The sequence below is a fragment of the uncultured Xanthomonas sp. genome (assembly GCF_964278005.1).
Taxonomy (GTDB): Bacteria; Pseudomonadota; Gammaproteobacteria; order Xanthomonadales; family Xanthomonadaceae; genus Xanthomonas_A; species Xanthomonas_A sontii.
On the sequence record NZ_CAXYKF010000025.1, the window covers coordinates 1 to 26,996 of the forward strand.

Annotated in this window: 18 protein-coding genes; 14 read left to right on the forward strand and 4 right to left on the reverse strand. The window is 64.4% G+C overall.

All coding sequences use genetic code 11. From position 1 onward, the window contains the following. The 4 genes from ACHWVH_RS18185 to ACHWVH_RS18200 all read left to right on the forward strand — a co-directional run. Positions 1-423, forward strand: a 423-nt coding sequence (locus ACHWVH_RS18185) for a hemagglutinin repeat-containing protein (protein WP_394687706.1), incomplete at its 5' end; no start/stop codon positions are given. 21 nt (positions 424-444) lie between these two features. After that, a complete protein-coding gene (locus ACHWVH_RS18190; protein ID WP_295936035.1) occupies positions 445-756 on the forward strand; it encodes a hypothetical protein in 312 nt (103 codons plus the stop codon). Positions 757-924: 168 nt separating this feature from the next. Beyond that, positions 925-1,146: a hypothetical protein gene (locus ACHWVH_RS18195; protein WP_295936033.1), complete on the forward strand. Its 222-nt coding sequence runs from the start codon at positions 925-927 to the stop codon at positions 1,144-1,146. Between the two features lie 19 nt (positions 1,147-1,165). Then, positions 1,166-1,816 carry a YceH family protein gene (locus tag ACHWVH_RS18200; RefSeq protein WP_295936030.1) on the forward strand — a complete coding sequence of 217 codons (651 nt, stop codon included), beginning with the start codon at positions 1,166-1,168 and terminating at the stop codon, positions 1,814-1,816. Between the two features lie 159 nt (positions 1,817-1,975). Here ACHWVH_RS18200 and ACHWVH_RS18205 read toward each other — a convergent pair whose 3' ends face one another. Continuing rightward, entirely contained in the window at positions 1,976-2,518 is a 543-nt protein-coding gene (locus ACHWVH_RS18205) for a DinB family protein (RefSeq protein ID WP_267084035.1), read from the reverse strand. Between the two features lie 2 nt (positions 2,519-2,520). Continuing rightward, positions 2,521-3,057: a GNAT family N-acetyltransferase gene (locus ACHWVH_RS18210; protein WP_295924207.1), complete on the reverse strand. Its 537-nt coding sequence runs from the start codon at positions 3,055-3,057 to the stop codon at positions 2,521-2,523. A gap of 215 nt (positions 3,058-3,272) precedes the next feature. On the opposite strand from ACHWVH_RS18210, the gene ACHWVH_RS18215 reads away from it, so the two are divergent. From ACHWVH_RS18215 to ACHWVH_RS18255, 9 genes are all read left to right on the forward strand, one after another. After that, positions 3,273-5,054, forward strand: coding sequence for an autotransporter assembly complex family protein (locus ACHWVH_RS18215; protein WP_295924210.1), 1,782 nt, complete (start codon positions 3,273-3,275; stop codon positions 5,052-5,054). After that, positions 5,051-8,890 (forward strand): translocation/assembly module TamB domain-containing protein, encoded by a 3,840-nt coding sequence (locus tag ACHWVH_RS18220; protein WP_394687707.1) that lies wholly within the window; start codon positions 5,051-5,053, stop codon positions 8,888-8,890. The genes ACHWVH_RS18215 and ACHWVH_RS18220 overlap by 4 nt, the downstream gene beginning before the upstream one ends. A 468-nt stretch (positions 8,891-9,358) precedes the next feature. Next, entirely contained in the window at positions 9,359-13,519 is a 4,161-nt protein-coding gene (locus ACHWVH_RS18225; RefSeq protein ID WP_295924216.1) for an RHS repeat domain-containing protein, read from the forward strand. 99 nt (positions 13,520-13,618) lie between these two features. Further along, positions 13,619-13,963: a hypothetical protein gene (locus ACHWVH_RS18230; RefSeq protein ID WP_295924219.1), complete on the forward strand. Its 345-nt coding sequence runs from the start codon at positions 13,619-13,621 to the stop codon at positions 13,961-13,963. A gap of 101 nt (positions 13,964-14,064) precedes the next feature. Further along, on the forward strand, positions 14,065-14,373 hold the full coding sequence (locus tag ACHWVH_RS18235; RefSeq protein WP_295921357.1) for a hypothetical protein: 309 nt from the start codon (positions 14,065-14,067) through the stop codon (positions 14,371-14,373). Positions 14,374-14,459: 86 nt separating this feature from the next. Next, positions 14,460-15,467: an RHS repeat-associated core domain-containing protein gene (locus ACHWVH_RS18240; RefSeq protein WP_295924222.1), complete on the forward strand. Its 1,008-nt coding sequence runs from the start codon at positions 14,460-14,462 to the stop codon at positions 15,465-15,467. After that, entirely contained in the window at positions 15,468-15,839 is a 372-nt protein-coding gene (locus tag ACHWVH_RS18245; RefSeq protein WP_295924225.1) for a hypothetical protein, read from the forward strand. 292 nt (positions 15,840-16,131) lie between these two features. After that, a complete protein-coding gene (locus ACHWVH_RS18250; RefSeq protein ID WP_295924227.1) occupies positions 16,132-18,201 on the forward strand; it encodes a S46 family peptidase in 2,070 nt (689 codons plus the stop codon). 309 nt (positions 18,202-18,510) lie between these two features. Further along, the gene (locus ACHWVH_RS18255) at positions 18,511-19,125 is read left to right on the forward strand and encodes a DNA-3-methyladenine glycosylase (protein ID WP_295924230.1); all 615 of its coding nucleotides are present in this window, start codon (positions 18,511-18,513) and stop codon (positions 19,123-19,125) included. Between the two features lie 240 nt (positions 19,126-19,365). Here ACHWVH_RS18255 and ACHWVH_RS18260 read toward each other — a convergent pair whose 3' ends face one another. Next, positions 19,366-19,911, reverse strand: coding sequence for a gluconokinase (locus ACHWVH_RS18260; protein ID WP_394687753.1), 546 nt, complete (start codon positions 19,909-19,911; stop codon positions 19,366-19,368). 453 nt (positions 19,912-20,364) lie between these two features. Further along, complete coding sequence (locus ACHWVH_RS18265; RefSeq protein ID WP_394687708.1) at positions 20,365-22,791, reverse strand: AAA family ATPase; 2,427 nt, start codon at positions 22,789-22,791, stop codon at positions 20,365-20,367. A 746-nt stretch (positions 22,792-23,537) separates the two neighbouring features. Here ACHWVH_RS18265 and ACHWVH_RS18270 point away from each other — a divergent pair. Continuing rightward, positions 23,538-26,969, forward strand: coding sequence for a NahK/ErcS family hybrid sensor histidine kinase/response regulator (locus ACHWVH_RS18270; protein WP_394687709.1), 3,432 nt, complete (start codon positions 23,538-23,540; stop codon positions 26,967-26,969). The last annotated feature ends 27 nt before the right edge of the window (positions 26,970-26,996 follow it).

Sequence of the window (26,996 nt, forward strand, 5' to 3'; positions counted from 1 at the left end):
CAGGACATCGACCAGCAGGCGCTCACCGCCGGCGGCAACCTGGTGCTCAGCGCCGGCCACGACGTCAACCTGACCGCCGCCAAGCTCGACGCCGGCAAGGGTTTGGCGGTGGTCGCAGGCAACGACCTCAACAGCACCACGCTGACCACGGTCGACAGCAGCACCACCCTGGAGACGCGCAAGCGCTTCAAGCAGACCACCAGCACCCGCGACGAAACCGTCCACGGCAGCGAGTTCACCGCCGGCGGCGACATCGCCCTGCAGGCGGGCAACGATGTGAACCTGACCGCGGCCAAGGCGTTCACCGAGACCGGTGCGTTGGCGGTGTCCGCCGGCAACGACGTCAACCTGCTCGCCGCACAGGAGCAGCACGACGCCGTGCAGGACATGCAGAAGAAGAAAAAGGGCTTCTTATCCCACTAACACACCAAAGAATCCAAAGCCATGAAGTTTGATTTCGAGTTGATTGAAGAAAATCTACTTGCCATTATTGGTGAGTTGGCTGAGCAGACAGAGGTTGGTGCCGAATTTGCGGGTGATGAAATGTCACTAAGTGACCAAATAGAGCAAATGACGGAATGGGTTGAAGGCGCGGGTGAATACGGCTTGGCTTATGAAAACATTGTGTGCTTATTGGAGGGTTGTCCTTTTATTTTGCGAGGGCGTAATGCTGTCAAGTTATTAGAGCTGGGTCTTATATTTGGATTTAAAACAGATATGGATAGAGATAAAAATTTTGATAGGCGTGAGAGTTGATTTTTAAATGCCATCTGATCCATAAAATTTATAGCGGTATTATCGAATGCTGCCCGTCATGCTACATTTTTCAGCAGCGACCAGACCCGCCAGGGCAAGACCAGGGTCGTCACGACCACCACGACCCAGGACATCGAACAGCAAGCACTCACCGCCGGCGGCAACCTGGTGCTCAGCGCCGGCCACGACGTCAACCTGACCGCCGCCAAGCTCGACGCTGGCAATGGCCTGGCGGTGTTTGCCGGCAACTACCTCAACAGCAGCACCCTGACCACGGTTGACAGCAGCACTACCCTGCAGACGCGCAAGCGTTTCACGGGCACGGCACCAAGATCGGTACGGCAGCAGCCCGCAGAGCCGAAACTCTCAAGCAGTATGCTTCGCCCCTGACCAGCAAGACGCCAATACCATGACCGACACCCCCGCCGTCCCCGTCCTTTCCACCATCGAAGCCCGCGCCCTCGGCTGCCTGATCGAGAAGGAGGCGACCACGCCGGATGCGTATCCGCTCACAGTCAATGCGACGGTGGTGGCGGCCAATCAGAAGACCTCGCGTGAGCCGGTGATGACCTTGAGTCCGGGCGATGTGCAGCATGCGCTGCGGCAACTGGAGGGGCGCGGGTTGGTGCGGCAGCAGTTCTCTTCGCGCGCCGAGCGCTACGAGCATCGTTTGGCGTCGGCGCTGGATCTGACCCAGCAACAGGTGGCCTTGCTCGGCCTGCTGCTGTTGCGCGGCCCGCAGACGGTCAATGAGTTGCTGACGCGCGCCGAGCGCATGGCGCGCTTCGCCGATGCGGACGACGTCCGCCACCAGTTGGAACGGCTGGCGCAGCGTCAGTTGGCGGTGCAGTTGCCGCGTGCCAGCGGGCAGCGCGAGGACCGTTACATGCACTTGCTTGCCGGTCCGGTGGACGCGGAGGCACTGGCCGCCACGTTCAAGGCGCGGCCGACCGCACCGGGCAACGAGGAGTTGGAAGGGCGGGTGCAGGCGCTGGAGGCCGAGGTGGCAGAACTGCGCGAGATCGTGGCGCAGTTGCAGGCGCAGCTCGCGCACGAGTGACGCTGCGTGGATGGGCTTCTAAACGAAGCCTCTGGTTAACCAAAGAACGCTCATGTAGGAGCGGCGGCAGACCCCCCGCAAAACCGCGGCAAGGCGCGTTACTACAGGTGCCCTAAACATCAAGGCACGCACCAAGCGCAGCGCCCCGCGATCGCAGGATCACTCCACCTCCACCTGCGGAATCACCGCCAGCATGTCGGTGACACCGACATCGGCACCCGCCTGGCTGAGCAGGGTGGTCGCCTGCCCGCGGTGGTGAGTCTGGTGGTTGAAGAAGTGCAGCAGCAGGTCGCCGAAGCGCCGGCCGTGCGATTCGCCACGGGTGTTGCGATAGCGCAGCGCCACGTCGAGGTCGTCGGCATGCAGTTGCGACATCCACTCGGCGATCGTCGCATCCAGGGACTCGCGTTGCGTCCGCAGGTCCGCCAGGCAGTCGGCCTGCGGCGCATCCAGGGCGGTGGGGACCGGCTTGGCGGCGATGGCCTGCAGCGCCGGGTGCCGTGCCGGATGCTGGGCGAAGCGCTGCAGCCAGATCGTATCGGCCACCACCAAATGGTTGAGCGTGCCCAACAGCGACCCGAAGAAGGCGCCGCGCGGCTCGGTGATCGCGGCGTCCGGCAGGGTTGCGGCCGCGGCGTAGAGACGCTGGTTCATCCATTGGCTGTAGTTGGCGAACAGCCGCAGTGTGTGCAAGGTGTCCATGCTCAGGCGTGCTCCTCGGGTGCATCCAGCTCGCAATGATACAGTTCGACCTCGGCTGCCTCCGGACTCAGGCGCACCCGCCCCTGGGCGACGAAGCCCAGCGTGGCGAGCAGCCGCAGCGAGCGCGCATTGCCCGGAGCCACGATGGCGTAGACGCGCGGCAGCGCGAGCACGGTGCGCGCGTAATCCAGCACCGCGCGCGCCGCCTCGCTGGCGTAGCCCTGGCCCGCATAGGGTTGCAGCAGGGCATAGCCCAGATCAGGCGCGGGCAGGGTCGGACGCAGCACCAGCCCCGCCACACCAAGCCAGGCGCCGTCGTCGCGACGCTCCACCGCATACAGGCCGAAGCCGTGCTCGGCGTAGCTGCGCACCGAGCCATCGGCGAGATAGCGGCTGGCCTGCGTTTCGTCGCGCACGCCGCGGTCGCCGATGTGCGCCAGGAAGCCGGGGTCGTTGAGCAGGGCCAGCATCGGCGCGGCGTCGCGCTCGGGGTCCAGTCGGCGCAGTACGAGGCGCGCGGTGGCGATCACGGTGGACATGCGGCGTTCCTGCGGGTCGAGGCGTCAGCGTGGCGCCGTCGCCGTGGCTTGGCAAGGGCGCAGGCGCAGCGCGGTTCCCGGCGTAGACGCTCCGAATGCCGTGAGTCCGGAAAGCACGGATGCCCCTGCGCAAATGCCGTGCACCCGACATCCCGGTCACATGTAACAAACGTCTAGTTAACAGCTTCACATGGGGTGCCGGTATTCTGACGCCCATGCGACCCATCCCCCGTCTCGCCACCGTCCTGTCCCTGCTCTCCCTGGCCGGCCTTGCCGAGGCCCGCGGCGTCATCGAAAAGGTGCAGATCCAGGGCCTGAACAAGGACGAGGACGCAGCGATGATCGAGAACATCCAGGTCTCGCTGTCGCTGTACGACGCCATCGGCAAGGACCAGGGCGAGTCGCGCCTGGAGTACCTGCTGAGCCAGGCCGAACGGCAGACCCGGCAGGCGCTGGAGCCGTTCGGCTACTTCACTCCCAAGATCACCGTCGACGCGCCACGCCAGGACGACAAGCTGACCGTGGTGGTGCACGTGGACAAGGGCGAGCCGGTGCGGGTGCGCAATTTCCAGGTGGGCATCACCGGCCCGGCCGAGGACGACCGCTACCTGGGCGAGGACCTGAAGAACTTCCGCCCGCGCAAGGGCGACGTCTTCGTCAGCAGCGTCTACGAGACCAGCAAGGTCACCATCACCCGGCGCCTGGCCGAGCGCGGCTACTTCGATGCCGACTTCACCCAGCGCAAGGTCGAGGTGACCCGCGCCGACCACGCCGCCGACATCGACCTGAGCTGGGACAGCGGCCGCCGCTACAACATGGGTCCGATCCGCTTTCACCAGGACTACTTCAACCAGAAGCTGTTCGATCCGCTGGTGTACTGGAAGGAGGGCAGCTACTACCACGAGGGCAAGCTCGACCGCCTGCGCGAGTCGCTGGTCAAGCTCGACTACTTCAGCGTCATCGACATCCAGCCCAAGCCGGAAGAAGCCGACGCCAACGGCGATGTGCCGGTGGACGTCAATCTCACCCGCGCCAAGCGCAGCATCTACACCGCCGGCCTCAGCTACGGCAGCGAGAGCGGCGCCGGCGTGCGCCTGGGCGTGGACCGCCGCTACGTCAACGCGCGCGGGCACAAGCTCAGCACGCAGCTGGACTACGCGCAGAAGCGCAAGAGCTTCATCACCAGCTATCGGATCCCGGCGTTCCGCTGGCTCGACGGCTGGTACACCACCTCGCTGCGCGTCTACGACGAGCAGACCGATTACATCGATCTGCGCAACGTCAAGCTCACCGGTAGCCGCAGTGGCCAGATCAACGAGCACTGGACCGCGATCGCCTCGATCAACGCGCTGCGCGAGCGCTGGCGCTACGCCACCGACGAGGTGTTCGACGGCGCGCTGTACCAGACGTCGACACTGTTCTATCCGCAGATCGAAGCCGACTACGTCGGCGTGGACGACAAGGTGTTCCCGCGCAAGGGCTTCAGCGGCAACATCAGCTTGCGCGGTGGCGCCGAGGGTGTGGGCTCGGATGCCAGCTTCGTGCAGGCGCACATGCGGGTGAACTGGTTCCACGGCATCGGCGACAACGACCGCCTGATCCTGCGCGGCGAAGCCGGCAGCACCTGGACCGACGCGCTGGTGGCGATGCCGCCGAGCCTGCGGTTCTTCGCCGGCGGCGACAACAGCATCCGCGGCTATGCGTTCCGAGAAGTCGGCCCGCGCACGCCGCGGCCGGACCGTTTCGCGCTCGGCGCCAAGCATATCCTCACCGGCAGCGCCGAGTACGAGCATTACTTCAAGGGCGGCCCGTGGGGCGGCGCGGTGTTCGTCGACAGCGGCAGCGCCTTCGACGACACGCCGGACTGGCACACCGGCGTCGGCTTCGGCCTGCGCTGGCGTTCGCCGGTCGGCCCGGTGCGGGTGGATATCGCCCATGGCTTGAACGATCCCGATTCGCAGTTCCAGCTCTATCTCAACATCGGAGCCAACCTGTGAGCGCGCCGCTGGAGCCGACGTCGCCCACCGCACCGCCGCCGCGGCGCCCGCGCTTCTACCGGCGCAAGCGCTTCTGGTGGGGCTCGGCGCTGACCGTGGCCGGCCTGGTGCTGCTGGCGGTCATCGCGCTGTACTGGCTGCTGCAGACCGTGGCCGGGCGCGACGTGCTGCTGGCGCAGGTGGTGGCGCGGCTGCCGGCCGGCTCCACGCTCACCTGGGAGCGCGCCGAAGGGCCGCTGGCCGGTCCGCTGACCCTGCACAACCTGGACTTCCGCTACAACGAGATCCACTTCACCGCCGAGCGCGCCTATCTGGAGCCGGACATCCGCCCGCTGCTCGGGCGCAAGCTGCAACTGGATGCGCTGGAGCTGACCAACGCCACGCTCAACCTGGCCAAGAGCGACGAGCCGTTCGAACTGCCGCGCTGGCCGCAGTCGCTGCCGCAGATCGAAGTGCCGCTGGCGCTGCAGGCCGACCGCATCGCCATCGACGGCCTGCGCATCACCCAGGCGCAGCAGCCGATGATCGACATCCGCACGCTGCGCGGCGGCGTGGAAGTGGCCAGCGGCGAGTTCCACGCCACCCAGGTGGTGGTGAACAGCGACCGCGGCGATTTCCGCGTCAATGGCGATTACCTGCCGGGCCAGGACTACAAGGCCGACCTCACCGCCAGCGCGGTGCTGCCGGCCGCGCGCGGCCGCACCCCGGCGCGCCTGGGCCTGGTCGCGCGCGGCGACCTGGACAAGATGGAGGTGGCCATCGCCGGCAACGCCCCGGCGCCGCTGCGTGCCACCCTGGTGTTCACCGGCCGCACCGATCCGGTGTGGGAGTTCGCCGCCAGCAGCAAGGCGCTGGATCCGTCGCTGTTGGTGCCGCCGGCCGACGATGCGCCGGCGTCCGTGCCGCTGGCCTTCGATCTGCGTGCCAAGGGCAAGGGCGGCAATGCCGACCTGCAGGGCGAACTGTCGCGCGACGGGCAAAAGCTCGTGCTCGATCCCTCGCACCTGAGCCTGGACAACCAGGTGCTCACCGTCGCACCGCTGCAGCTGCGCGCCTTCGACGGGCAACTGCGCCTGCGCGGCACCGCCGATCTGCGCGACCCGGACAACGCGCAGCTGCGCTTTGCGGTCAACGCCAGCGGCATGAGCTTCGCCAGCGCGCCGGATCCGTCCACCCCGGACGCACCGGCGGTGCCGATCAAGCTGGTCGAGGCCAACCTGGGCGTGGCCGGCACGCTGAAGCAATGGGCCACCTACGGCGAGGCCAGCGTGGCCCGCGGCAAGGACAGTGCCAACCTGCTGCTGGACGTGCGCGGCGACGATCGCCAGGCGCAGCTGAAGCAAGTGCGCGCGACCATGCCCAGCGGCACGCTCGACCTGGACGGCAACGTGGCCTGGGTGCCGGAGTTGAACTGGGACGTGCAAGGCACGCTGGCCGGCTTCGACCCCGGCTACTTCGCACCGGGCTGGGACGGCAAGCTGTCCGGCACCTTCGCCTCGCAGGGCAAGCAATTGCCGGCGCGGCCGGACGGCAGTGCCGCCGGCTACCAGGCCACGCTCGACATCCCGCGCTTGAACGGACGCCTGCGCAGCCGCCCGCTCGACGCCAGCGCCAAGCTCGCCCTGCAGGGCAGCCAGGGCGAGGGCAAGCTGCAACTGAGCCTGGGCGACAGCCGCCTGCAGGCGCAGGGCAAGGTCGGCGACCAGCTCGACATCGACGCGCAGCTGCAGCCGCTGCAACTGGCCGACCTGCTGCCCGGCGGCGCCGGCAACCTGCGCGGCAGCGTCCAGATCAAGGGCCGCCGCGATGCCCCCGATCTCACCGCCGACCTCACCGGCAGCGGCCTGAAGTGGGACAGCTACAGCGCCGACAGTCTCAGCCTGCGCGGGCGCCTGCCCTGGCGCGGCAACGGCGGCGAACTGGCCCTGCGCGGTAGCGCGATCAACGCCGGTGTGCTGTTGCAGACGCTGAGCGTGGATGCGCGCGGTGCGGTGGAGAACCTGCAACTCGATGCCAAGACCGAGAACGACATGGGCGCATTGGCCCTGGCCGGGCAGGTGCGCCGCGATGGCGCGCGCTGGCAGGGCGCCTTGAACACGCTGCGTATCGCCCCGGCCAAGGGCGAACCGTGGCAGCTGCGGCAGGCGGCCAACTTCAGCGTGGCCGGCAGCGCCTTCAGCCTGTCCGAGAGCTGCCTGGCCCCGGGCAGCGGCGGCGCCTTGTGCGTGTCCGCCGACTGGCCGAAGCAGGGCCTGACCCTGCGCGGCGATGCCTTGCCGCTGGCGCTGGTGCAGCCGTGGCTGCCGCCCAACAGCGGCCGCAAGATGTACCTGCGCGGCGACCTGTCCATCGACGGCAGCTTCAAGCCGGCCGGCAACGCCTGGCAGGGTTCGCTGCGCCTGGCCTCGCGCGAAGGCGGCCTGCGCCTGGGCGACAACGCGCGCGGCGAACTGCTGCGCTACGACCAGTTCAGTTTCGTCACCGATTTCAGCGCCCAGCACATCCATTCCAAGCTCGGCATCGGCTTCCAGGGCGACGGCTTCGTCGACGCCACCGTCGACACCGGCTGGGACGCGTACGCGCCGCTGACCGGCGAGATCTACATGAACATGGCGCGGCTGTACTGGCTGGAGCTGTTCTCGCCCGATCTGGTGCGGCCCAAGGGGCTGGTCGAAGGCCACGTCAGCCTGCGCGGTACCCGCTCGCAGCCGGCGATGGGCGGCGACGCCACGCTCAGCAACTTCACCGGCGAACTGCCGGCGCTGGGCCTGACCCTGAGCGAAGGCAAGGGCCGCTTCGACGCGCAGCCGGACGGCTCGGCGCGCATCGTCGCCTCGGTGAAGTCCGGCGAAGGCACGCTCAACGTCGATGGTGGGCTGTCCTGGTACGGCGACCGCACGCCGCTGCAGTTGAACATCCGCGGCGCCAACGTGCTGGTGTCCAACACCGCCGAACTGCGCGCGGTGGCCAACCCCGACCTGCAGTTCGGCATCGCCAACAACACGATGATGCTGAGCGGCCAGGTCACCGTGCCCTCGGCCGATATCGATCTGGAGCGATTGGACCGCGGCACCTCGCTATCCGAGGACGTGGTGGTGCTGGACCCGGCCGATCCAGAGGCCGCGCCGAGTTCGCCGCTGGAAATGGACCTGCGCGTGACCCTGGGCGACCAGGTCAAGATGGCCGGCTTCGGCCTCAAGGGCGCGCTGACCGGCGCCATGCAAGTGCGCTCGCGGCCGGGCCGCGAAACCACCGCCACCGGCGGGCTGGACGTCAGCGGCAAATACAAGGCGTACGGCCAGGACCTGACCATCACCCGCGGCCAGCTCACCTGGAGCAACAACATCGTCTCCGACCCGCGCATCAACATCCGCGCGCAGCGCCAGGTCGGCGACGTCACCGCCGGCATCGACGTCACCGGCCGCGCCACCGCCCCGCATGCGGACGTGTGGTCGGACCCGTCGATGTCGCAATCGGAGGCGATGTCCTACCTGGTACTCGGCCGCAGCCTCAGCAACACCAGCAGCGCCGAGGCCGACCAGGTCACTGCCGCGGCCAGTGCCCTGTCGGCCGGCAGCGGCCTGCTCGCCTCGCAACTCGGCGCCAAGCTCGGCTTCGACGACGCCGGCGTCAGCCAGTCGCGCGCTCTCGGCGGCTCGGTGGTGGGCTTCGGCAAATACCTCTCGCCAAAACTCTACGTCAGCTACGGCGTATCGCTGATCGGCAGCGGCTCGGTGCTGACGCTGAAATATCTGCTCGGCCGGGGCTTCGATGCCGAAGTGGAATCGAGCACGGTGGAGAACCGTGGGTCGGTGAATTGGCGGAAGGAGAAGTAGCGAGCGTTTTATTCTGGCGGAAAAAGAAATTAATGCGGTTAGCTCCTTTCGCGGAATCTATGATCTTCCAAAGCAAGCGCTTGAACCAAATCTCAGCTGTTGAGATGTGCGTGGTGCAAGATAAGCAACTGCTGTCAGCACAAGATACCGATCGAACAAGGTCACACTCACGGTTCGCGGTCTGGTCTCACGCCGGCAACAAATGACTTCAGACAGGACGCATGGGCAATGCCTATTGCCGTCAGGCTGGGAGCTTAGCTGACAGCGCTGGGACCTGATCCCGGTCTTAACTGCGCTTGCATTTTCTGCTACGACAATCACCATGTTGCAGTGGTGCAATTCGTTGACAAATTCAGGCGATGTGAAGACAATTACAGAAGCACAGGGGTGCTCGATGCGTGGGCAGGCAGTTTGTTCGGCATAGAGCCACGGAAGAAAATTAGTTGCAGCGAAGCACAGGGGGATAAAGTGAGCTTCAAGATCGGTCATGTCTGCAGCGTCAGCGCTGTGGCGGTTGTATGCCTGTCTATTTTTGGCGCCCAGGCAACAGAGCCATATCAAGAATACCGTAAGCGCATTGAGTCTTCCCAGAATCTCACTGCACTAAAGAGTGATCTCTTTGGTGAGAGTGTGAGTTTATACAACGGCAAGACAGAATTCTCCGCGACGGACATCAATGTGCCTGGTAACAGTGCGCTCCCTGTTCGTTTGCAACGTCGTTTCAATGTCGAAATTCATTTGACTGGAACTTCGACTAACTTCAACTCCAACATTGAAGGCGCCGGAGCCTGGGACATTGATGTTCCATATATCTCCGGAACGTTTCCTGGTTCTGGTTGGTCGGATCAACGCTGCAGTGGATCGATGGTCCCGAGCGTTCCAGCCGCTTTTATGCTGACTGACGTTTGGCAGGGAAATACGGTCCATATACCAGGCGACGGCGATCGCACCATGTTGGGGCTGGAATCTCAAACGCCGAAGCCATCCGACGGCGTCGGGAGGAAATGGACCACAAGTCAGAGAGATGCGATTGACTGTATCCCGATGCAGAGTGGCCTTACTGGAGAAGGCTATCGGATCACAACGACGTCCGGTATCCGTTATTACTTCGATATCGCGACCAGTCGCCTGGCTGGCATAATGCAAAAAAAGTTGGGTTCTGCCAGCACTGCACAGGTGAGTCGAACAAAGATCTATCTTCTCGCAAGCAAGGTCGAGGATCGCTTCGGCAATACAGTGCAATATCAGTACAACGCAGATGGTCATCCAACGCGAATTTGGTCGAGCGACGGTCGAGAGATTTCACTATCCTACAATGGCGCGCAACTCAGCACTGCGACATCTGCAGGGCGAAGCTGGGTTTACGGTTATGGTACCGTTGAAGGACAGGTGCGTCTTACCTCTGTCACGATGCCGGACGGCAGCAGCTGGGGTTATGCATATTCGAATGCGCTCAGCCCCGAGTACATAGCGTGGGATGGGAACTCAAATTCGACATGCAGCGAGCAGCCACCAGCAGTGCCCGCAGAATTTTCTTTTTCGGTCACGCATCCGAGTGGAGCTGTAGGCAATTTTCAATTCAGCAACACACGCCGCTTTCGCAGTGGCGTACATATGAGTGCCTGTATAAAAAGAATCAATAACAATAATCAGCAGTACTACTATGAACTTGCAACGCCAAATTTTTTTGATGTTGTATCGCTTTATAGTAAAACGATCACTGGACCTGGTCTTTCTGCGCCATTGAAATGGACGTACAGCTATGGTGGCGGTCGTCAATCGCTGTGGGGTACGAGTGGATCGGCAGCGGCATATCCCTGTACGACGTGTCCAACTGAAAAGGAAGTGGTGCTGACCAATCCCGACCAGACAAAAATCAAGTATCGCTATGGCTTTCTTTACGCGCTAAATGAAGGAAGGCTGCTTGGTAGCACCGTGCTCGATGCCTCAGGAAATGTCGTCAGCGTCAGCAGAACCGATTATATGACGACCGACCAAGTTGCCAACCAGCCTTTCGCTCCGCGCTACGGCATTATTTACAACGGTGACGACCCCAGCACAGCGCAGGTGCGGCCTGTGATCGGCAGCAGTAAGCAGCAGGCGGGCGACACCTATACGTCTGTTAATAATAGCTTCGATGCAATGGCTCGGGTGCGTAACGTGACCCTTTCAAGCCCGTGGCACAGCCGGACCAATACCACGGAATACTACGACGACACAGGCCGCTGGATTCTTGGACAAGTAGCGAAGCTGAGCAACGACAATAGTGGCTTGGTCGTGTCGCAGACCAGCTATGATGGCAATGCCATGCCTTACCAGGCATGGGCATTTGGAAAGCTGCAGCAGACACTTTCGTATAATGCTGATGGCACTCTGGCGTCCGTTAAGGATGGCAATAATCAAATGACGGCACTTTCGTCATGGAAGCGTGGAGTGCCGCAATCGATCGGCTATGCCGACGGCAGCCATATGACTGCAAATGTCGACGATAACGGTTGGATTAGCTCGGTTACTGATCAGAACGGTTATGTCACGTCGTATGGCTATGATGCGATGGGCCGTGTCGCAAGTATTAACTATCCGAGCGGCGACAGCGTTCCATGGAATGCGATGACGCAGTCGTTTCAGCAGGTTCAGAGCGACGAATACGGGCTGGGCGCAGGCCACTGGCGTCAGACGATTTCCACCGGCAACGCTAACAAGGTCACATACTTCGACGCGTTCTGGCAGCCGATCGTCACCCGCGAGTATGACGCCGCCTCCACCGCATCGACTCAGCGTTTCCAACGCTTCGCTTACGACTACGAAGGCCGCATAACCTTTTCCTCTTATCCGGGCAGCAGCGACGCGCTCAGCACTGGCACTTGGAATACGTACGACGCCTTGGGGCGGAAGACATCCGTTTCTCAGGATAGCGAACTGGGCGGGGCACTGACCACGTTGACGGAGTACTTGCCAGGCAATCAAACCCGCGTGACCGATCCACGCGGCAACAAGACCCTGACCGGCTACCAAGTCTTTGATCAGCCCGATTACACCACGCCGGTCTGGATCCAGCATCCGGAAGGCGCTAGTACGGATATCAGCCGTGACCTGTTTGGCAAGCCGCTGTCCATCCGCCGCCACGACGCCAACGGCACCCTGTCGGTGACCCGCAGCTATGTCTACGACACCTACCAGCAGCTGTGCAAGACGGTGGAACCGGAAACCGGTGCCACCGCCAACGGCTACGACGCTGCCGGCAATCTGGTGTGGAGTGCGGCGGGCCTGTCGCTGCCCAGCACCACCTCATGCGATGCGGACTCGGCTTTTGCCTCCGGCCGCCGCGTCGATCGCAGCTACGACGTGCGCAACCGGATCAAGGCGCTGAGCTTCCCGGACGGCAATGGCAACCAAGCCTGGAGCTACTGGCCGGATGGCGCGGTCAAGCAGATCACCACCACCAACAACGGCGTCGCCACCTACAACAGCTACGCCTACAACAAGCGCCGCCTGCTGATCGCCGAAAGCCAGGGCCAGGCCGATGGCGAGACCTGGGCGTTGGGCTACGCCTACGATGCCAACGGCAATCTGGCCGCGCATCGCTATCCATCGGGACAGGCGGTGGATTACGCGCCCAATGCCCTGGGCCAACCGACCCAGGCGGGCAGCTATGCCACCGGCGTGAGCTACTACCCGAACGGCGCAATCAAGCAGTTCACCTACGGCAACGGCATCGTCCACACCCTGACGCAGAACGCGCGCCAGTTGCCGGACACCAGCCAGGATGCCTACGGCGGCATGGCGTTCCTCAGCGATGGGTATGACTACGATGCCAATGGCAACGTAGCGGCCATCAGCGACGGCGCGACCGGGCGCAATCAGCGCGGCAACCGCACCATGACCTACGATGGCATGGACCGGCTGATCAAGGCCGAGTCGCCGATGTTCGGCACGGCCACCTATAGCTACGACGTCCTCGACAACCTGACCCACGTCGTTGCGCCGGGTCGCGACCACTATTACTGCTACGACGCCAACTGGCAGCTCACCAACGTCAAGACCGGCAGTTGCGGCGGCAGTACGGTGATCGGCATGAGCTACGACTCGCAGGGCAACCTCAGCAACAAGAACGGCCAGGCCTTCGTGTTCGACTACGGCAACCGCCTGCGCCAGGCGACCGGCAAGGAGACCTATCGCTACGACGGCAACGGCCGCCGCACGTTGGCGCTGCAGAGCGCCGGCAACATCGGCTCGCTATACGATCAGTCAGGGGCGTTGCGCTTCCAGAAGAACCAGCGCCAGTCCAAGTCCACCGACTACATTCTGCTGGGCGGCAGCCTGGTCGCCGAAGCCGATTGGCCGCTGGGGCAGACGCTCTCGGTCAAGGACTACGTGAACTGGAACCCGGTCTCCGGCGCGACCCGCTACGTGGTGGAGGAGAGCGTGGATGGCGTGACCTGGACCTCGGTGTACGACGGCGGCCAGGGCAACTGGACCTCGTTGGCCAGGCCGGCAGGGACCTACTCGTATCGCGTGACTGCATGCACGGCAGACGGCAACTGCACCGCTGTTTCGAACGTGACGCACGACCAGCGGCCTGCGGTGGACATCGTGCCGTTGCTGTATCAACTGTTGTTGAATGGATAGGCGCTGAAGACTATTTGGCTGCAAATCGTTGCTTTCTTGCCGAAAATTTAGGCGGTAAGGCGCGATTACTATTGATTGTGAATCGACAAGGGGATATTTGTGATTTCGAAACTGGTTGGCTTTCTGTTAGCGCTCTTTGTATCCAGTGCTTGCTACCAAGCGCAGGCCGCCACACAGCTTGTATGGGTGGGAAAAATCACCTATGTGGAGAATGACTGGAATGGCGAGGGCTTGGCAATACATAGTTCTAGTAATGGCCCCTCAGGATGTCCGGCTGACCTGAATGATTTTGGGATAACTTCAAGCCATCCAGCGTACAAAGAGCTTACGGCGATGGCGCTGGCAGCTTTTACGACCAATGCGGACGTCGAGTTGATAGTTGATTCCGGAAATTGCGTCTTTGGTAACCGCACGAAAGTCATTTCAATAAGACTGAAGAAGTAAGAATTTGTCTGCGTTACTTATAGTTATTTGAAGAATAGTTATCGACGAAACCGGAGTGGAAAAGTAAACTACTTGCGGTTGATATAAGTTAAGGAGTGAGTGTGAACCTTAAGAGAATTGCCTTCCTGCTCTTTGCTTTCATGAGTTGGCAAGCATCAGCAAACGAATCGATGCAGAATCTCGACGTCGTGCAATTGGGCACATACCAGGCTCATGCCGACCATTTTGTCTGGCTGTCGGACACGCCAGCGGAATGCAAGGCCACATCCGGAAACCACGTTCTGCATTTTCAAGACGACCAACCAGGTGGCAAGGCTTTACTAGCGGTCTTGATGACGGCGTTAGTGAACAAGCGCAAGATCGATGTGCAGACCAATGGTTGCGATATCGTCGAGGTCTATTTGAAGTAAGCCCGCCCTGGCGGAGTCTGAATCGAGATTTCGCTGGGACGTTGCACCGTAATGTTGCTAGGGGAAGCGTTGTCGATCCGACTTCCATGAGTAAAGTCGACTCTACATCGCGCGTCTATGGTTCCAACTCGCAAGGACGAGTGATGTCAAATTTCCAGGGGATTCATGCGGCACTGCGCCTGATGGCTGTAGCCGCCCTTTCATTGCTCGTCGTCTTCAGCGCCTCGGCGCAGACGGTGCGCTATATCCATACTGATGCGCTTGGGTCTCCTGTCTTGGTGACGGACAAGGATCGCAACGTCATCGAACATAGCGAGTATGAGCCTTATGGCAGTCTGTTGAATCGTCCAATTGTGGATGGGCCTGGTTACACAGGCCACATTATGGATGCAACAACTGGGCTGACCTACATGCAGCAGCGGTACTATGATCCACTGTTGGGGGTATTCCTAAGTGTAGATCCGGTCACTGCTTATGATGGTGACCTGAATCATTTTAATCGCTATAGTTATGCGGTTAATAACCCTTACGGATTCATCGATCCTGATGGGCGAAAAGGGAAGGTCGCCTGGCTTGTTGAATTGGGTAGCACTCAATTACGTAAAGTTGCTCGCTTGACTCAAGAGCAAGCGGTTCGCGCTAGAAGAGCCGAGAAAAATATCGTAGCTGACCGCAGACAAGTTGCAAGTAAGATTGAAACAGCTGCGCATGGACGTGATGGACAGCTCAAGCATGCTGCTCATGAGCTTGAGGACGGAGAAAAGGGGCTGCCGCACTATCAAACAGATGGTGTAAGAGGACATTCGTTCTGGGGAAAGCTAGGAGTAGGCATGTTTGCAATAGCTGGTGCGCTTGATAAGGCCGCGGAGGCTGCAGATTTGCTTGATCCGACTGTTTCTCTTACTTCTGGGTCGGGCGACATTGTGAATCACAGAAAAACTTGGTATGGAGCCTATGAGCAAATTGATCCAAATGGCCCAAACTTTTTTCAAGCTGATGCACAGCGTGCTAGATCACAAGGTTTTCAAGGTGTTTTTCGTGTGGAAGGTCGAATTGAGGCAAAACAGCTTGACAAAAAGCTTAATGGAAAGTAGATGAAAATGCGCTTTTACCAAGTGCAAGTAGAGGGGAATTTTGTGCATGCTCCAGTGCTGGAGGGAAAGCTAGGCGGCTTTCAAACAACCTTCTTCTTGTCAGCTAACAACGCAAAAAATGCCATTCATAAAGTGCGCACAATGCTTGTTGATAGAATGGATCGCAATTCAGTTTTTAGAGAGGATCATGGTTTCTTCAAAAGTTATTTCTGGGTGAATGATATCTGGGAAATTAATGAAAATAAGATGCTTGAAAAGCATGGCGACAGTGGGTTCACTTTTTTTAGAATAAATTTTTATGAATTTTTATCCTTATCCATAAGGAGGTTTTATTTGGTTAAAGTGAAGCCTTGGTTGCTGATTGCAGGATAGATGTGCTTGAAATTAATAGTCATGCCTTGAGTTGGGGGTATGGTCATCTTGTCTGGGACTGCCATGCCTTCCATGTGGCCGTCTATAATTTCATAGGGCAATTGATTCATGGACAAAGCCGAAAAGTCTATGGTCGACAAAATTTATGAAGATCTTAATAAGCTTGTAGTCCGAATGCGAGCCAACTAATTTCAGAGCTTATTTTATTTAAACTATGCGCGCCCCGAGTAAACTTGCAGCCTCTCTCACCCTGAGCCTCGTCCTCACCCACACTGCCCACGCCGACGAAGGCATGTGGATTCCATCGCAGATGCCGGCGCTGACCAAGCCGCTGCATGAGGCAGGCTTCCAGGGCGATCCCCAGGCGCTTGCCGAGGTGACCCAGCCGCCGTTGAGTGCGGTGGTGAAGGTCGGGGGCGGCACTGGGTCGTTCATGTCCGGGGACGGGTTGTTGTTGACCAATCACCATGTCGCCTACGGGGTGATCCAGTACAACACCTCCGCCAAAGAGAACCTGATCGAGAATGGGTTCATCGCGCGGGATCGCGCCGACGAGCGGGCGGCCAATCCGGATTTCCGGGTGCTGGTGACCGTGGGTTTCGACAAGGTCACCGATCAGGTGCTGGGGCCGGCCAAGGGCAAGACCGGGCGCGCCTACTACGATGCGGTGGATGCGGCGAGCAAGCGCATCGTCGCCGACTGCGAGCACGAGGCCGGGGTGCGCTGCAGCGTCGCCAACATGTACTACGGCACCGATTTCTACCGGATCCGTCAACTGGAGCTGCGCGACGTGCGCCTGGTGTATGCGCCGCCGCGGGCGATCGGCAATTACGGCGACGAGATCGACAACTTCATGTGGCCGCGGCACAGCGGCGATTTCACCTTGCTGCGCGCCTACATGGGCAAGGACGGCAAGCCGGCGGACTACAGCGCCGATAACGTGCCCTACCAGCCGTCGGCGCATCTGCAGATCGCCACCGATGGGCCGAAGGCCGGCGATTTCGCGATGCTGGCCGGTTACCCCGGCATCACCTATCGGCACCGCACGGCGGCCGAGTTCGCCGAGCAGGTCGAGGCGACGCTGCCGCAGCGGGTGGCGGTGCTGGACCAGTTGATCGGGGTGATCGAGACGGCGGGCAAGGCCGATGCGGAGGCGCGTACGCGCTACGCCTCGCAATTGCAGTCGCTGAAGAACAACCGCAAGCGGGCCGCTGGTGAACTGGAAGGGCTGCAGCGCAGCGATGCGGTGCGGCTGCGCGCGGAGGACGAGCGCGGCATGCTTGCGGCTACCCATGGCAGCGATGTGCGCGATATCGCCGCGCTGCAGAGGGTGCTCGGCCAGGCCTCGGCGCTGCGCGAGCGCGACCTGCTGCTGGGCTTGATCGCCACGCAGACCCAGGCGCTGCGTTCGGCGCTGACGCTGGAGCGGCTGCGGCTGGAAGCGGGCAAGCCGGACGATCAACGCGAGAGCGGCTATCAGCAACGCGACCTGGCGCTGATCGAGGGCATGCTCAAGCAGGTGCAGCGGCGTTATTCGCCGACCGTGGAGAAGGCGCTGCTGACGACGCTGTTGACCCGCTACCAGCAACTTCCGGATGCGCAACGCGTGCCGGAGTTCGATGCGGCGTTCGGGCGGACCCCAGCGCAATTGCAGGCGGCGCTGGACAAGGCCTATGCCGGCACGGCGCTGGGCACCGAGGCCGAGCGTCTGTCGCGTTTCGCCGCGGCGCGCGAGGGCAAGGCACCCGCGGCCGATCCGTTGCTGGCGCTGGCCGCCACGCTGGTGCCGGCGCAGCTGCGGCTGGACGACGAACGCAAAGCGCGCGACGGCGAGCAGTTGCGCCTGCGCCCGGCCTACATGCGTGCGCTGTTCGCCTGGCGCAAGCAGCAGGGTCGTGCGGTGTATCCGGACGCCAACAGCACGCTGCGGATCAGCTATGGCCGCGTCGAGCCGCTGGCGCCGCGCGATGCGGTCAGCTTCGCGCCGCTGACCACGGTGGCCGGCATCGTCGAGAAGAACACCGGCAAGGAACCGTTCGATGCGCCCAAGCCGCTGCTGGCGGCGATCGCCAAGGGCGACTTCGGCAGCACGGTCGATCCGCAGTCGAAGACGCAGCCGGTGAATTTCCTGACCAATCTGGACACCACCGGCGGCAACTCGGGCTCGCCGGTGCTCAATGCGCGCGGCGAGTTGATCGGGTTGAACTTCGACAGCAACTGGGAAGCGGTCAGCGCCAGTTGGTGGTACGACCCGCGCTACAAGCGCGCGATCCATGTGGACATGCGCTATCTGCGCTGGTTGATGGCCAAGGTGTATCCGGCGCCGCAATTGCTCAAGGAGTTGAAAGTTCCGCAGGAGTGAGAGAGCGGGTTGGATGCATATGTCGCTTGGCATTGCATCTAGCGAAATAGGGCATGCCCTGTGTGCTCGCGTGGCGGCGGCATCGTCCGCCGTTGTTTCGGAAGAGTGAGATTTTAGCGCTTACCTCGATGCATTGTGCCGTCGGAGATCAGAAAGACGGTCCCGATACCGGACACCTTTATGCGTCGGGACTGAAGTCCCTCCCACAACGAGCATCATGCGCTGCGGTCGGGAGACCGACGTAATGGGTGTGGGCTGCGCCGGCCGCGGCTCACTCCGCGCCTGCGATGCAGGGCTTAGACTGATCCGATGGAACCTCTAGCCGCTACGCCACTGCCACGCGCGTTCTACGCGCGCGATGCGCGCGTGGTGGCGCCGGAGCTGTTGAACAAACTGCTTGTCACCGCCGACGGTCGCTGCGGACGCATCGTCGAGGTGGAGGCCTACTGCGGTGCGGAGGATCCGGCGGCGCATTCGTTCCGCGGCATGACCCCGCGCACGCGGGTGATGTTCGGCCCGCCCGGGCATCTGTATGTGTACTTCATCTACGGCATGCATTGGGCGCTCAATGCGGTATGCGGTGGCGCGCCTGGCCATGCGGTGCTGATCCGCGCCTTGGCGCCGGTGGCCGGGATCGAGGCGATGCAGTCGGCACGCGGAGAGGTGCGCGCAGCCGATCTCACCCGTGGGCCGGGGCGCCTGGCCAAGGCGTTGGGTGTTACGGGCACGGATAACGGGCTGGACCTGACGACGCGGCGGTCGCTCCTCTGGCTGGGGCAGGACGGGACGCCGCCGCCTGTCGCGCCAGTCGTCACCACACGAATCGGCATCAGCAAGGCGATGGAGGCGCCGTGGCGCTGGCATGTGCCCGACGAGCCGAACGTGTCGCGCTTTGTGGTGGGTCGGGCGAAGCGCCGCGGGTAGCGTGGCGCTTGTAGGCATCGTCGCACTACAGGCTGCAAGAAGGTCAGTGCCTTGCCCGCCGTCACGAGTGAAAGGCCGCAATGCGCTGGTGACGAAAGGCGCTTTGGCTCGGAGACGAACGCATTTCCTCAGGGACCTTCGCTTCGTTCGTCGCGGCTGAAGCCGCTCCTACGATGGGCAAGCTGAGTCAGCATCGCCACAAACGGGCGCATGGCTGAGGGTATGCCGACAAGGCACACGCTAGGCGATCGCGGCGCTCGCATCCAGTTGCGCGATGGCATCGGCCACGACTGTGGGGAACGGTGCGTCCACGTCCACCGAGATCACGTCTGCCTCGTCCAGCGGCAGTTCCAGCGTGTCGACTTGGCTTTGCAGCAGCGCCGGTGGCATGAAGTGGCCATGCCGCGCGGCCAGGCGTTCGGCGATGACATGCGCGGCCGCGTGCAGGAACACGAAACGCATCGGTACGCCTGTATCGCGCAACTGCTGCCGGTGTGCCTTGCGCAGGCCGGAGAAGGCCAGCACGAGGCTCTGCCCGGCATCGACCGACGCGCGCAGGCGCTGCGCCAGGGCCGCGACCCACGGTGCGCGTTGCGCGTCGCTGAGCGGGATGCCGTGCGCCATCTGTGCCTTGGCGGCGGCGCTGTGGAAATCGTCGGCGTCCAGGAAGGTGATCCCGTAGTGCGCCGCAAGCGCCTGGGCGATACTGGTCTTGCCGCTGCCGGAGACGCCCATCACGATGATGGCTTCGGCGCGCGGCGGCAGGGAAGAGGCGAGGTAAGTCACGTGGTGCGGTTCCGGTGTTGTCTTGCGGATGATGCCCGGGTGGGCGTTGCGCGGACGTGCAGCGCGGCTGCAACAAGGTAATGTGATTTTTTGCTCAGCGGCATCCTTTGCTTGCCGGCAGATGTGGCGCGTCGTGGAAGCCCGGTTCTGTCTGGCATCATGGCGTCGGGGCTGAAGCCCCTCGCACACGGACTCCAGCCAGGGCACCTGGCTGTGCTTGCTTCGTCGCGTCAGCCGTTGACGGTTTCTTGGGCGTTGTGTGGACGTACGGCGCTTCTGTAACCAGGTCGTGCGTTTCTTTCGCGCACCGGCGCCGGCATTTGCTGGTGGCGGGCGCGTCTGGAAAACCGGGTTCTGTCTGGGCCATGGCGTCGGGGCTGAAGCCCCTCCCACAGGAACTCTAGCCGGCACTCCTGGTTCCGCATCCCGCGCTTGCATCTTCCCGCGAGGTGTCTACGTCGTCGCGTTCGCCGTCTCGACCAGGTCGTCCCACTGCAGCCGCGTGCCGGAGGCGTCGTCGCTGTCCTGCAAAGCACGGCGGACGGCGCGGCGCATGGCGCGGCTGATCCAGTTGTGCAGGTCGCGGCCGGAATGGCCGTCGCTGCGATCGGCGATCCAGGCCGCCGCGGCGTCGGCATCGAGATCCAGCGGTTTGCCGCGCAATAGGTGCGCGACGATGGCGACACGCGCATCGCGGTCGGGCAAGGCGATGACGATCTGCCGGTCCAGCCGCGACAGCAGCGCCGGGTCGATCGCGGCGGCATGGTTGCTGGCGGCCAGCAGGAATACCTGCCCTGCATGGCTGGCGACGCCGTCCAGTTCCTGCAGCAACTGGCCGACGATCTCGCGGGTGAAGGCGTCGTCGCCGTCGGCACCGCGCGCCGGCGCGACGATGTCGAGCTCGTCGACGAACACGATGCACGGCGCCTGCGCCCGCGCGCGCTCGAACGCGGCCTGCACGCGCTGGCCGGACTGGCCGAGATAGCCGGCCTTGAGGTCGGCGCTGCTCAGGGCGATGAAGGCCAGGCCCGACTGGCTGGCGAGGATCCGCGCCACCTGGGTCTTGCCGGTGCCCGGTGGGCCGACCATCAGGATGCCGCGCGGCACCGGCACGCCGAGCGTGGCCAGGGTCTCGGCATTGCGCAGTTCCTTGCCCAGGCCGACGAATTCCTCGACGGTGGCCGCCGGCAGCACGATGTCGTCCCAGCCGAGCGTGGCGACGGCGGTAGAGCCTTTGCCGCGCAGCGCGCGCAGTTGGGCGAGCAGGGTGGGGTTGTCCAGCGCGCCGTCGACGCACTCGGCCGCGACCCGCGCGACCAGCGTGTGCAGGTCGCGGCCGGAGAGGCCGCTGCTGTCGGCGATCACTTGCGTGTCCGGCTCCAGCGCGAAACCGGCACGCCGCAGTTCGGCGCCGAGGATGCGGGCGCGCGCCGCGGCGTCGGGCAGGCCGATGGCGATGCTGGCGGTGAAGCGCGACAGGATCGCGTCGTCCAGCAGTGCCGGGCGGTTGGTCGCGCCGATCACCAGCACCTGCCCATGCGCGGCATGGAAGCCGTCCCATTCGGCGAGAAAGGTCTGCACCAGTTCGGCGCCGAAGCTGTCGCTGTCGGTGCCGCCGCGGCGCGCGAACACGCTTTCGCATTCGTCGATGAACAGGATCGCCGGTGCGTGCTCGCGGCAGCGCTGCCAGATCGCCTGCACCTTGGGACCGGTGTGGCCGACGTGCGCGGCCTTCAGGTCGGCCACGCCCAGCGCCTCGAAATGGCAGCCGGCGTGGCGCGCGAGCTTGCGCGCGATCAGGGTCTTGCCGGTGCCCGGCGGCCCGTGCAGGAGCATGCCCTTGGGCGCCGGCTGGCGCCCGGACACGAACAGGTCCACCAGCTTCAGGATCTGGTCGAGCGTGGTGTCGGGCAGGGCGACGTCGGCCCAGTGCCGTTGCACCGCATCCAGGCTCTGCAGCCGCTGCTGCAGCGCGCGTTGCTGGCCGCGCGCGACCTCCCAGGCCTGCACGTGGTCGTGCAGCGCGGCGATCGGTGCGACATCGACGGCGGCGTCTTCGGCCAGTGCCAGCGCCAGCGATTGCAGCGACGGCGGAGCGTCGGCGGCCAGATCGACGTCGAGGAGGATCAGGGCCGCTGCATGGCGGGCATCGGGCAGCACGATCAGCGCCTGCAGGCGCGGGTCCTCGCTGCCGTCGTGCAAGGCCAGCAGCCGCGCAGCGGACAGGTCGCCCTGCGTGGCAGGAATGGGCCAGCGCCCGTGCAGGGCGCGCTGCGGCCATGGCGCGCGGGTCACCGGATACGTCGTCCCTGCATCGCGCGACCCAGCATCGGCCACTTGCACCAGCGCCAGCGGCAGGCGTACGAACGCCTGCAGTGCGCGCCGCTCGGCGTGGCTGTGGTGCCAGGCGAGCAACTGCGCGCCGGCGACGACCAGCAGACCGTATGCCAGCAACGAGGGCAGCAGGCTTTGCAGCAGCAGGCCGCCATCGCCGTGCAGGCCGACCTGGCGCCACCAGACGAGGAAGCTGCGCGTCTCGCCCAGCCAGTGTGCGCTCGTCCACGGCAGGACCAGCACCAGCATGCCGATCAAGGCCGCGCGCCAGCGCCAGTCCGGCAGCAGCGGTCGCAGCAGCAGCGCCGGTCCCCAGGCGCGGCGGCGCTCGCGCCGTACCGCCGCCCGCGCCGCGATCCTGGCGTGCGCAGCGAACCGGCGCCGGATCGCGGCCACGGCCTGCTCCACCGCCGGCAGATGCCGCTCGATATCCGCATCGGCCTGCGCCTGGCGCGACTGCGCCTGCTGCACCTGCGTAAGCAGGCGCTGCGTCTGCTGTTGCAGCGACGGCGGGGGCGTCGGCACGGCGGCCGGGATGCCGGACATCAGCGGGAGCGGGCGCAGGTGGTCACCGCGCGCATCTTAGCCCGAGCGCCGGTGGGGCTGCGGTGGCTTGCTGTAGGTGGATATTGCCCGTGCTGGACACGGCAGGCACGCGCGTGAAGCGTTTGCTGCCATGGGAGGAAGCATCTTGGAGAAAGATAGGGCGCTAGGCGCACGTCGGGTCTTTAGACCATCGCGGCTTCGTTTGTCGCGGCTGAAGCTGCTCCTACGCGGGGCTTGCAGTTCCATGATGGCGGTTGCGGTTGCTTTGGTTGTTGCCTTTGCCTTATCGGGTTCCCTTCCGAAGCGGCGGCCAGCGCGGGGAAAAACCCGAAGGGCGGCGTACATGGATGTACGCCGTCCGCGGCAGGGGCAGGATGCCCCTTCCGCGGATCCCCGTGATGGACGCGGACCCGGAGCGCGCAGCGCGGAGGGCGCAAGGCAGGGTGTGCTTTCTTTTGGTTCCTTTTCTTTGCACAAGCAAAGAAAAGGAACTCGCCGCAAGGCGAAAGCTTTGCTTCTGCTAAAGAAAAACCAAAAGAAGCGCTTTCCACAGCCGAAGCAAAGCCTGCGGTATGCCTGCCAAGGGAAGCGCGGTTAAGTGTATGGGCAGCCGCCGCCTCACCTGCCCCGCGGCAACCAAGCATGGTGCACGCGCAACGCAGGCCAGACGCAGCGAGCCGAACTCCCGACTACGCCGAAACGCATCCCACCCTCTAGACTGCACGCATCGTCGTGGGGGCTCGCCTTTGGTTTCCAGTTGGATCCTGCTGCTGGTGTCGGTCGGCTATGCGGCGCTGCTGTTCGCGGTGGCGTGGTGGGGCGACCGCCGTCCGCTGTATCCGGAGCGGCCGTGGCTGCGGCCGGCGGTGTACAGCCTGGCGCTGGCCGTGTACTGCTCGTCATGGACGTTCTACGGCGCGGTCGGCAGCGCGGTGCGCAACGGCGCCGGCTATCTGCCGATCTACCTGGGCCCGCTGCTGATGCTGCTGTTCGGCTGGCGCATCGTCGAGCGCCTGGCGCTGATCGCGCGCAGCGAGAATACGGTGTCCATCGCCGACTTCATCTCCTCGCGCTACGGCCGCTCGCGGCGCCTGGCCGCGCTGGTGGCGGTGATCGCGCTGGTCGGCGTGGTGCCGTACCTGGCGCTGCAGTACAAGGCGGTGGCGATGAGCCTGCAGGTGCTCAGCGGCCAGTCCAGCGCCGGTGCGCCGTTCTACGCCGATCCGGCGCTGTACGTGGCGTTGGGGATGGCGCTGTTCGCCACGCTGTTCGGCACCCGCCAGGTCGATGCCACCGAGCACCACCACGGCATGATGCTGGCGATCGCGCTGGAGTCGGTGGTGAAGCTGCTGGCGATGGTGGCGGTGGGCGTGTTCGCCTACGTGTGGCTGTCCGCACGCGACGGCGGCCAGGTGCTGCAGTCCACGCGCACGCTGTTCCAGAACACCCCGCCGGTGGGCTTCATCTCGCAGACCCTGCTCAGCTTCCTGGCGCTGGTGTGCCTGCCACGGCAGTTCCACGTGGCGGTGGTGGAGTGCAGCGACGTCGGCGACATCCGCAAGGCGCGCTGGCTGTTCGGCCTGTATCTGGTGCTGATCTCGGCGATGGTGGTGCCGATCGCCGCCGCCGGCATCGCGCTGTTCGGCGGCGGCGACGTGGCCGACGACAGCATCGTGCTGGCGCTGCCGCTGGCCGAAAGCCGCACCGCGCTGGCGCTGGTCGCCTACGTGGGCGGGTTCTCCGCCGCCACCGGCATGGTCATCGTCTCCAGCATCGCGCTGGCGACGATGATCAGCAACGACCTGGTGATGCCGGTGCTGCTGCGCCGCCGCGGGCACCAGGCGGCCGGTGCCGACGTGGCCTCGAAGGTGCTGTGGATCCGCCGCCTGGCGATCCTGCTGCTGGCGCTGATCGCCTACGGCTATTACTGCAGCAGCAGCAACGACACGACGCTGGCCTCGTACGGGCTGATGGCCTTCGCCGCGGTGGCGCAGTTCGCGCCGGGCGTGATCGGCGGGCTGTACTGGCGCGGCGCCAGCCGCAAGGGCGTGGAGACCGGCATGGTGCTGGGCTTCGCCACCTGGATTTACACGCTGCTGCTGCCGGCACTGACCCAGGCCGGCTGGCTGGCGCCGGCGTGGCTGCTGGACGGGCCGTTCGGCATTTCCTGGCTACGCCCGCAGCAGTTGTTCGGCATGAGCGGCTGGGACCCGCTGGCGCATGGCACGTTCTGGTCGCTGCTGGTCAACGTCGGCACGATGATGCTGGTGTCGGCACGCTGGCGCCCGGGCCTGGACGAGCGCCTGCGCGCGGCGCCGTTCCTGGAGCCGTACTCGCAGCGCCCGGCGGTGGCCGGCGACTGGCTCGGGCAGGTGCGCGTGGTCGACCTGCAGGCGCTGGCCGAGCGCATGGTCGGCGAGCGTCATGCCCGCCGCGCCTTCGCCGAACAGGCGCAACTGCTCGGCCGCGAGCCGCAGCCCACTGCGGTGGCCGACCGCGTCTGGGTGCAGTTCACCGAACGCCTGCTTGCCGCCTCGATCGGCGCGGCCTCCGCGCGTCTGGTGCTGACCAGCCTGCTGCGCGGCTCGGGCATGGACCTGGGTGAGGTGGTGGCGGTGCTCGACGAGGCCGGGCAGGAACTGCGCTTCAACCGCGAGATCCTGTCCACCACGCTGGAGAACATCAGCGCCGGGGTCAGCGTGGTGGATCCGGCGATGCGCCTGACCGCATGGAACCGCCGCTACCAGCAGATGTTCGGCTATCCCGACGGCATGCTCTACGTCGGCCGGCCGGTCGCCGACCTGATCCGCTACAACGCCGAGCGCGGCGAACTCGGCGGCGGCCAGGTGGAAGACCAGATCGCCCGCCGCATCGCGCACATGCGCGCCGGCACCCCGCACGTGTTCGAACGCACCCGCAGCGACGGCAAAGTGATCGAGATGCGCGGCCAGCCGCTGCCCGGCGGCGGCTACGTCACCAGCTACAACGACATCACCGACTACAAGCGCGCCGAGCAGGCGCTGCTCGAGGCCAACGAGACCCTGGAGCAGCGCGTGGCCGAGCGCTCGCGCGCGGCCGAACTGGCGCAGCAATCCAAGACCCGCTTCCTGGCCGCGATCAGCCACGACGTGCTGCAGCCGCTCAACGCCGCACGCCTGTTCGCCTCGGCCTTGCGCGACGCGCACCAGAGCGAGGAGCAGCGGCATCTGGCCGAGCGCGTGGACGCCTCGCTGCGCGCGGCCGAGGAACTGCTCGACGGCCTGCTCGACGTGTCGCGGCTGGATGCCGGCGGCCTGCGCCCAACCATCGAGGACGTCGATGCCGGCCTGCTGCTGCGCGAACTGGCCGCGCAGTACAGCCCGATCGCCGCCGGCCGCGGCCTGCGCCTGCACGTGTACGCGCGCCCGCTGTGGGTGCGCAGCGATCGCCGGCTGCTGCGCCGGGTGCTGCAGAACTTCCTCGCCAACGCGCTGCGCTACACCCGCCAGGGCCGCATCGTGCTGGGCATGCGCCGCCGCGGCGCGGCGCTGGAACTGCAGGTCTGGGACACCGGCCCCGGCATCCCGCCGCACCACATGCAGCAGATCTTCGACGAGTTCCAGCGCTACCAGCAGCCGTTCGACTGGGGCGAGCAGGGGCTGGGCCTGGGCCTGTCGATCTGCCAGCGCATCTCGCGCCTGCTCGGCCACGACCTGGATGCGCGCAGCCGCGTCGGCCACGGCAGCATGTTCTCCATCAACGTGCCGCGGGCGGCGCCACCGCCGCAGGCGCTGCAACGCGCGCCACGCGCGGCGGCCGCAGCCGATTCGCTGGCCGGGCTGCGCGTGCTGTGCGTGGACAACGATCAGGAAATCCTCGACGGCATGCGCGCGCTGCTCGGCCGTTGGCAGGTGGAGGTGATCTGCGCCAGCACCGTCGACGAGGCGCTGGCGCAGGCCGCGTGCGCGCCGCAGATGATGCTGGTCGATTACCACCTGCACGACCGGCTCGACGGCCTGGAGACGCTGGATGCGCTGCGCGCGGCGATGCCCGGACCGGTGGCCGGCGCCTTGCTCACCGCCGACGGCCGCGACGAACTGAAGCTGCAGGCCCGCGAGCGCGGCTACCGGCTGCTGACCAAGCCGGTCAAGCCGGCCTCGCTGCGCGCCTTCCTCACCGCCTACCACGATCCGATCTAGGAGCGGTCGCGCGGCTTCGTAACGGCA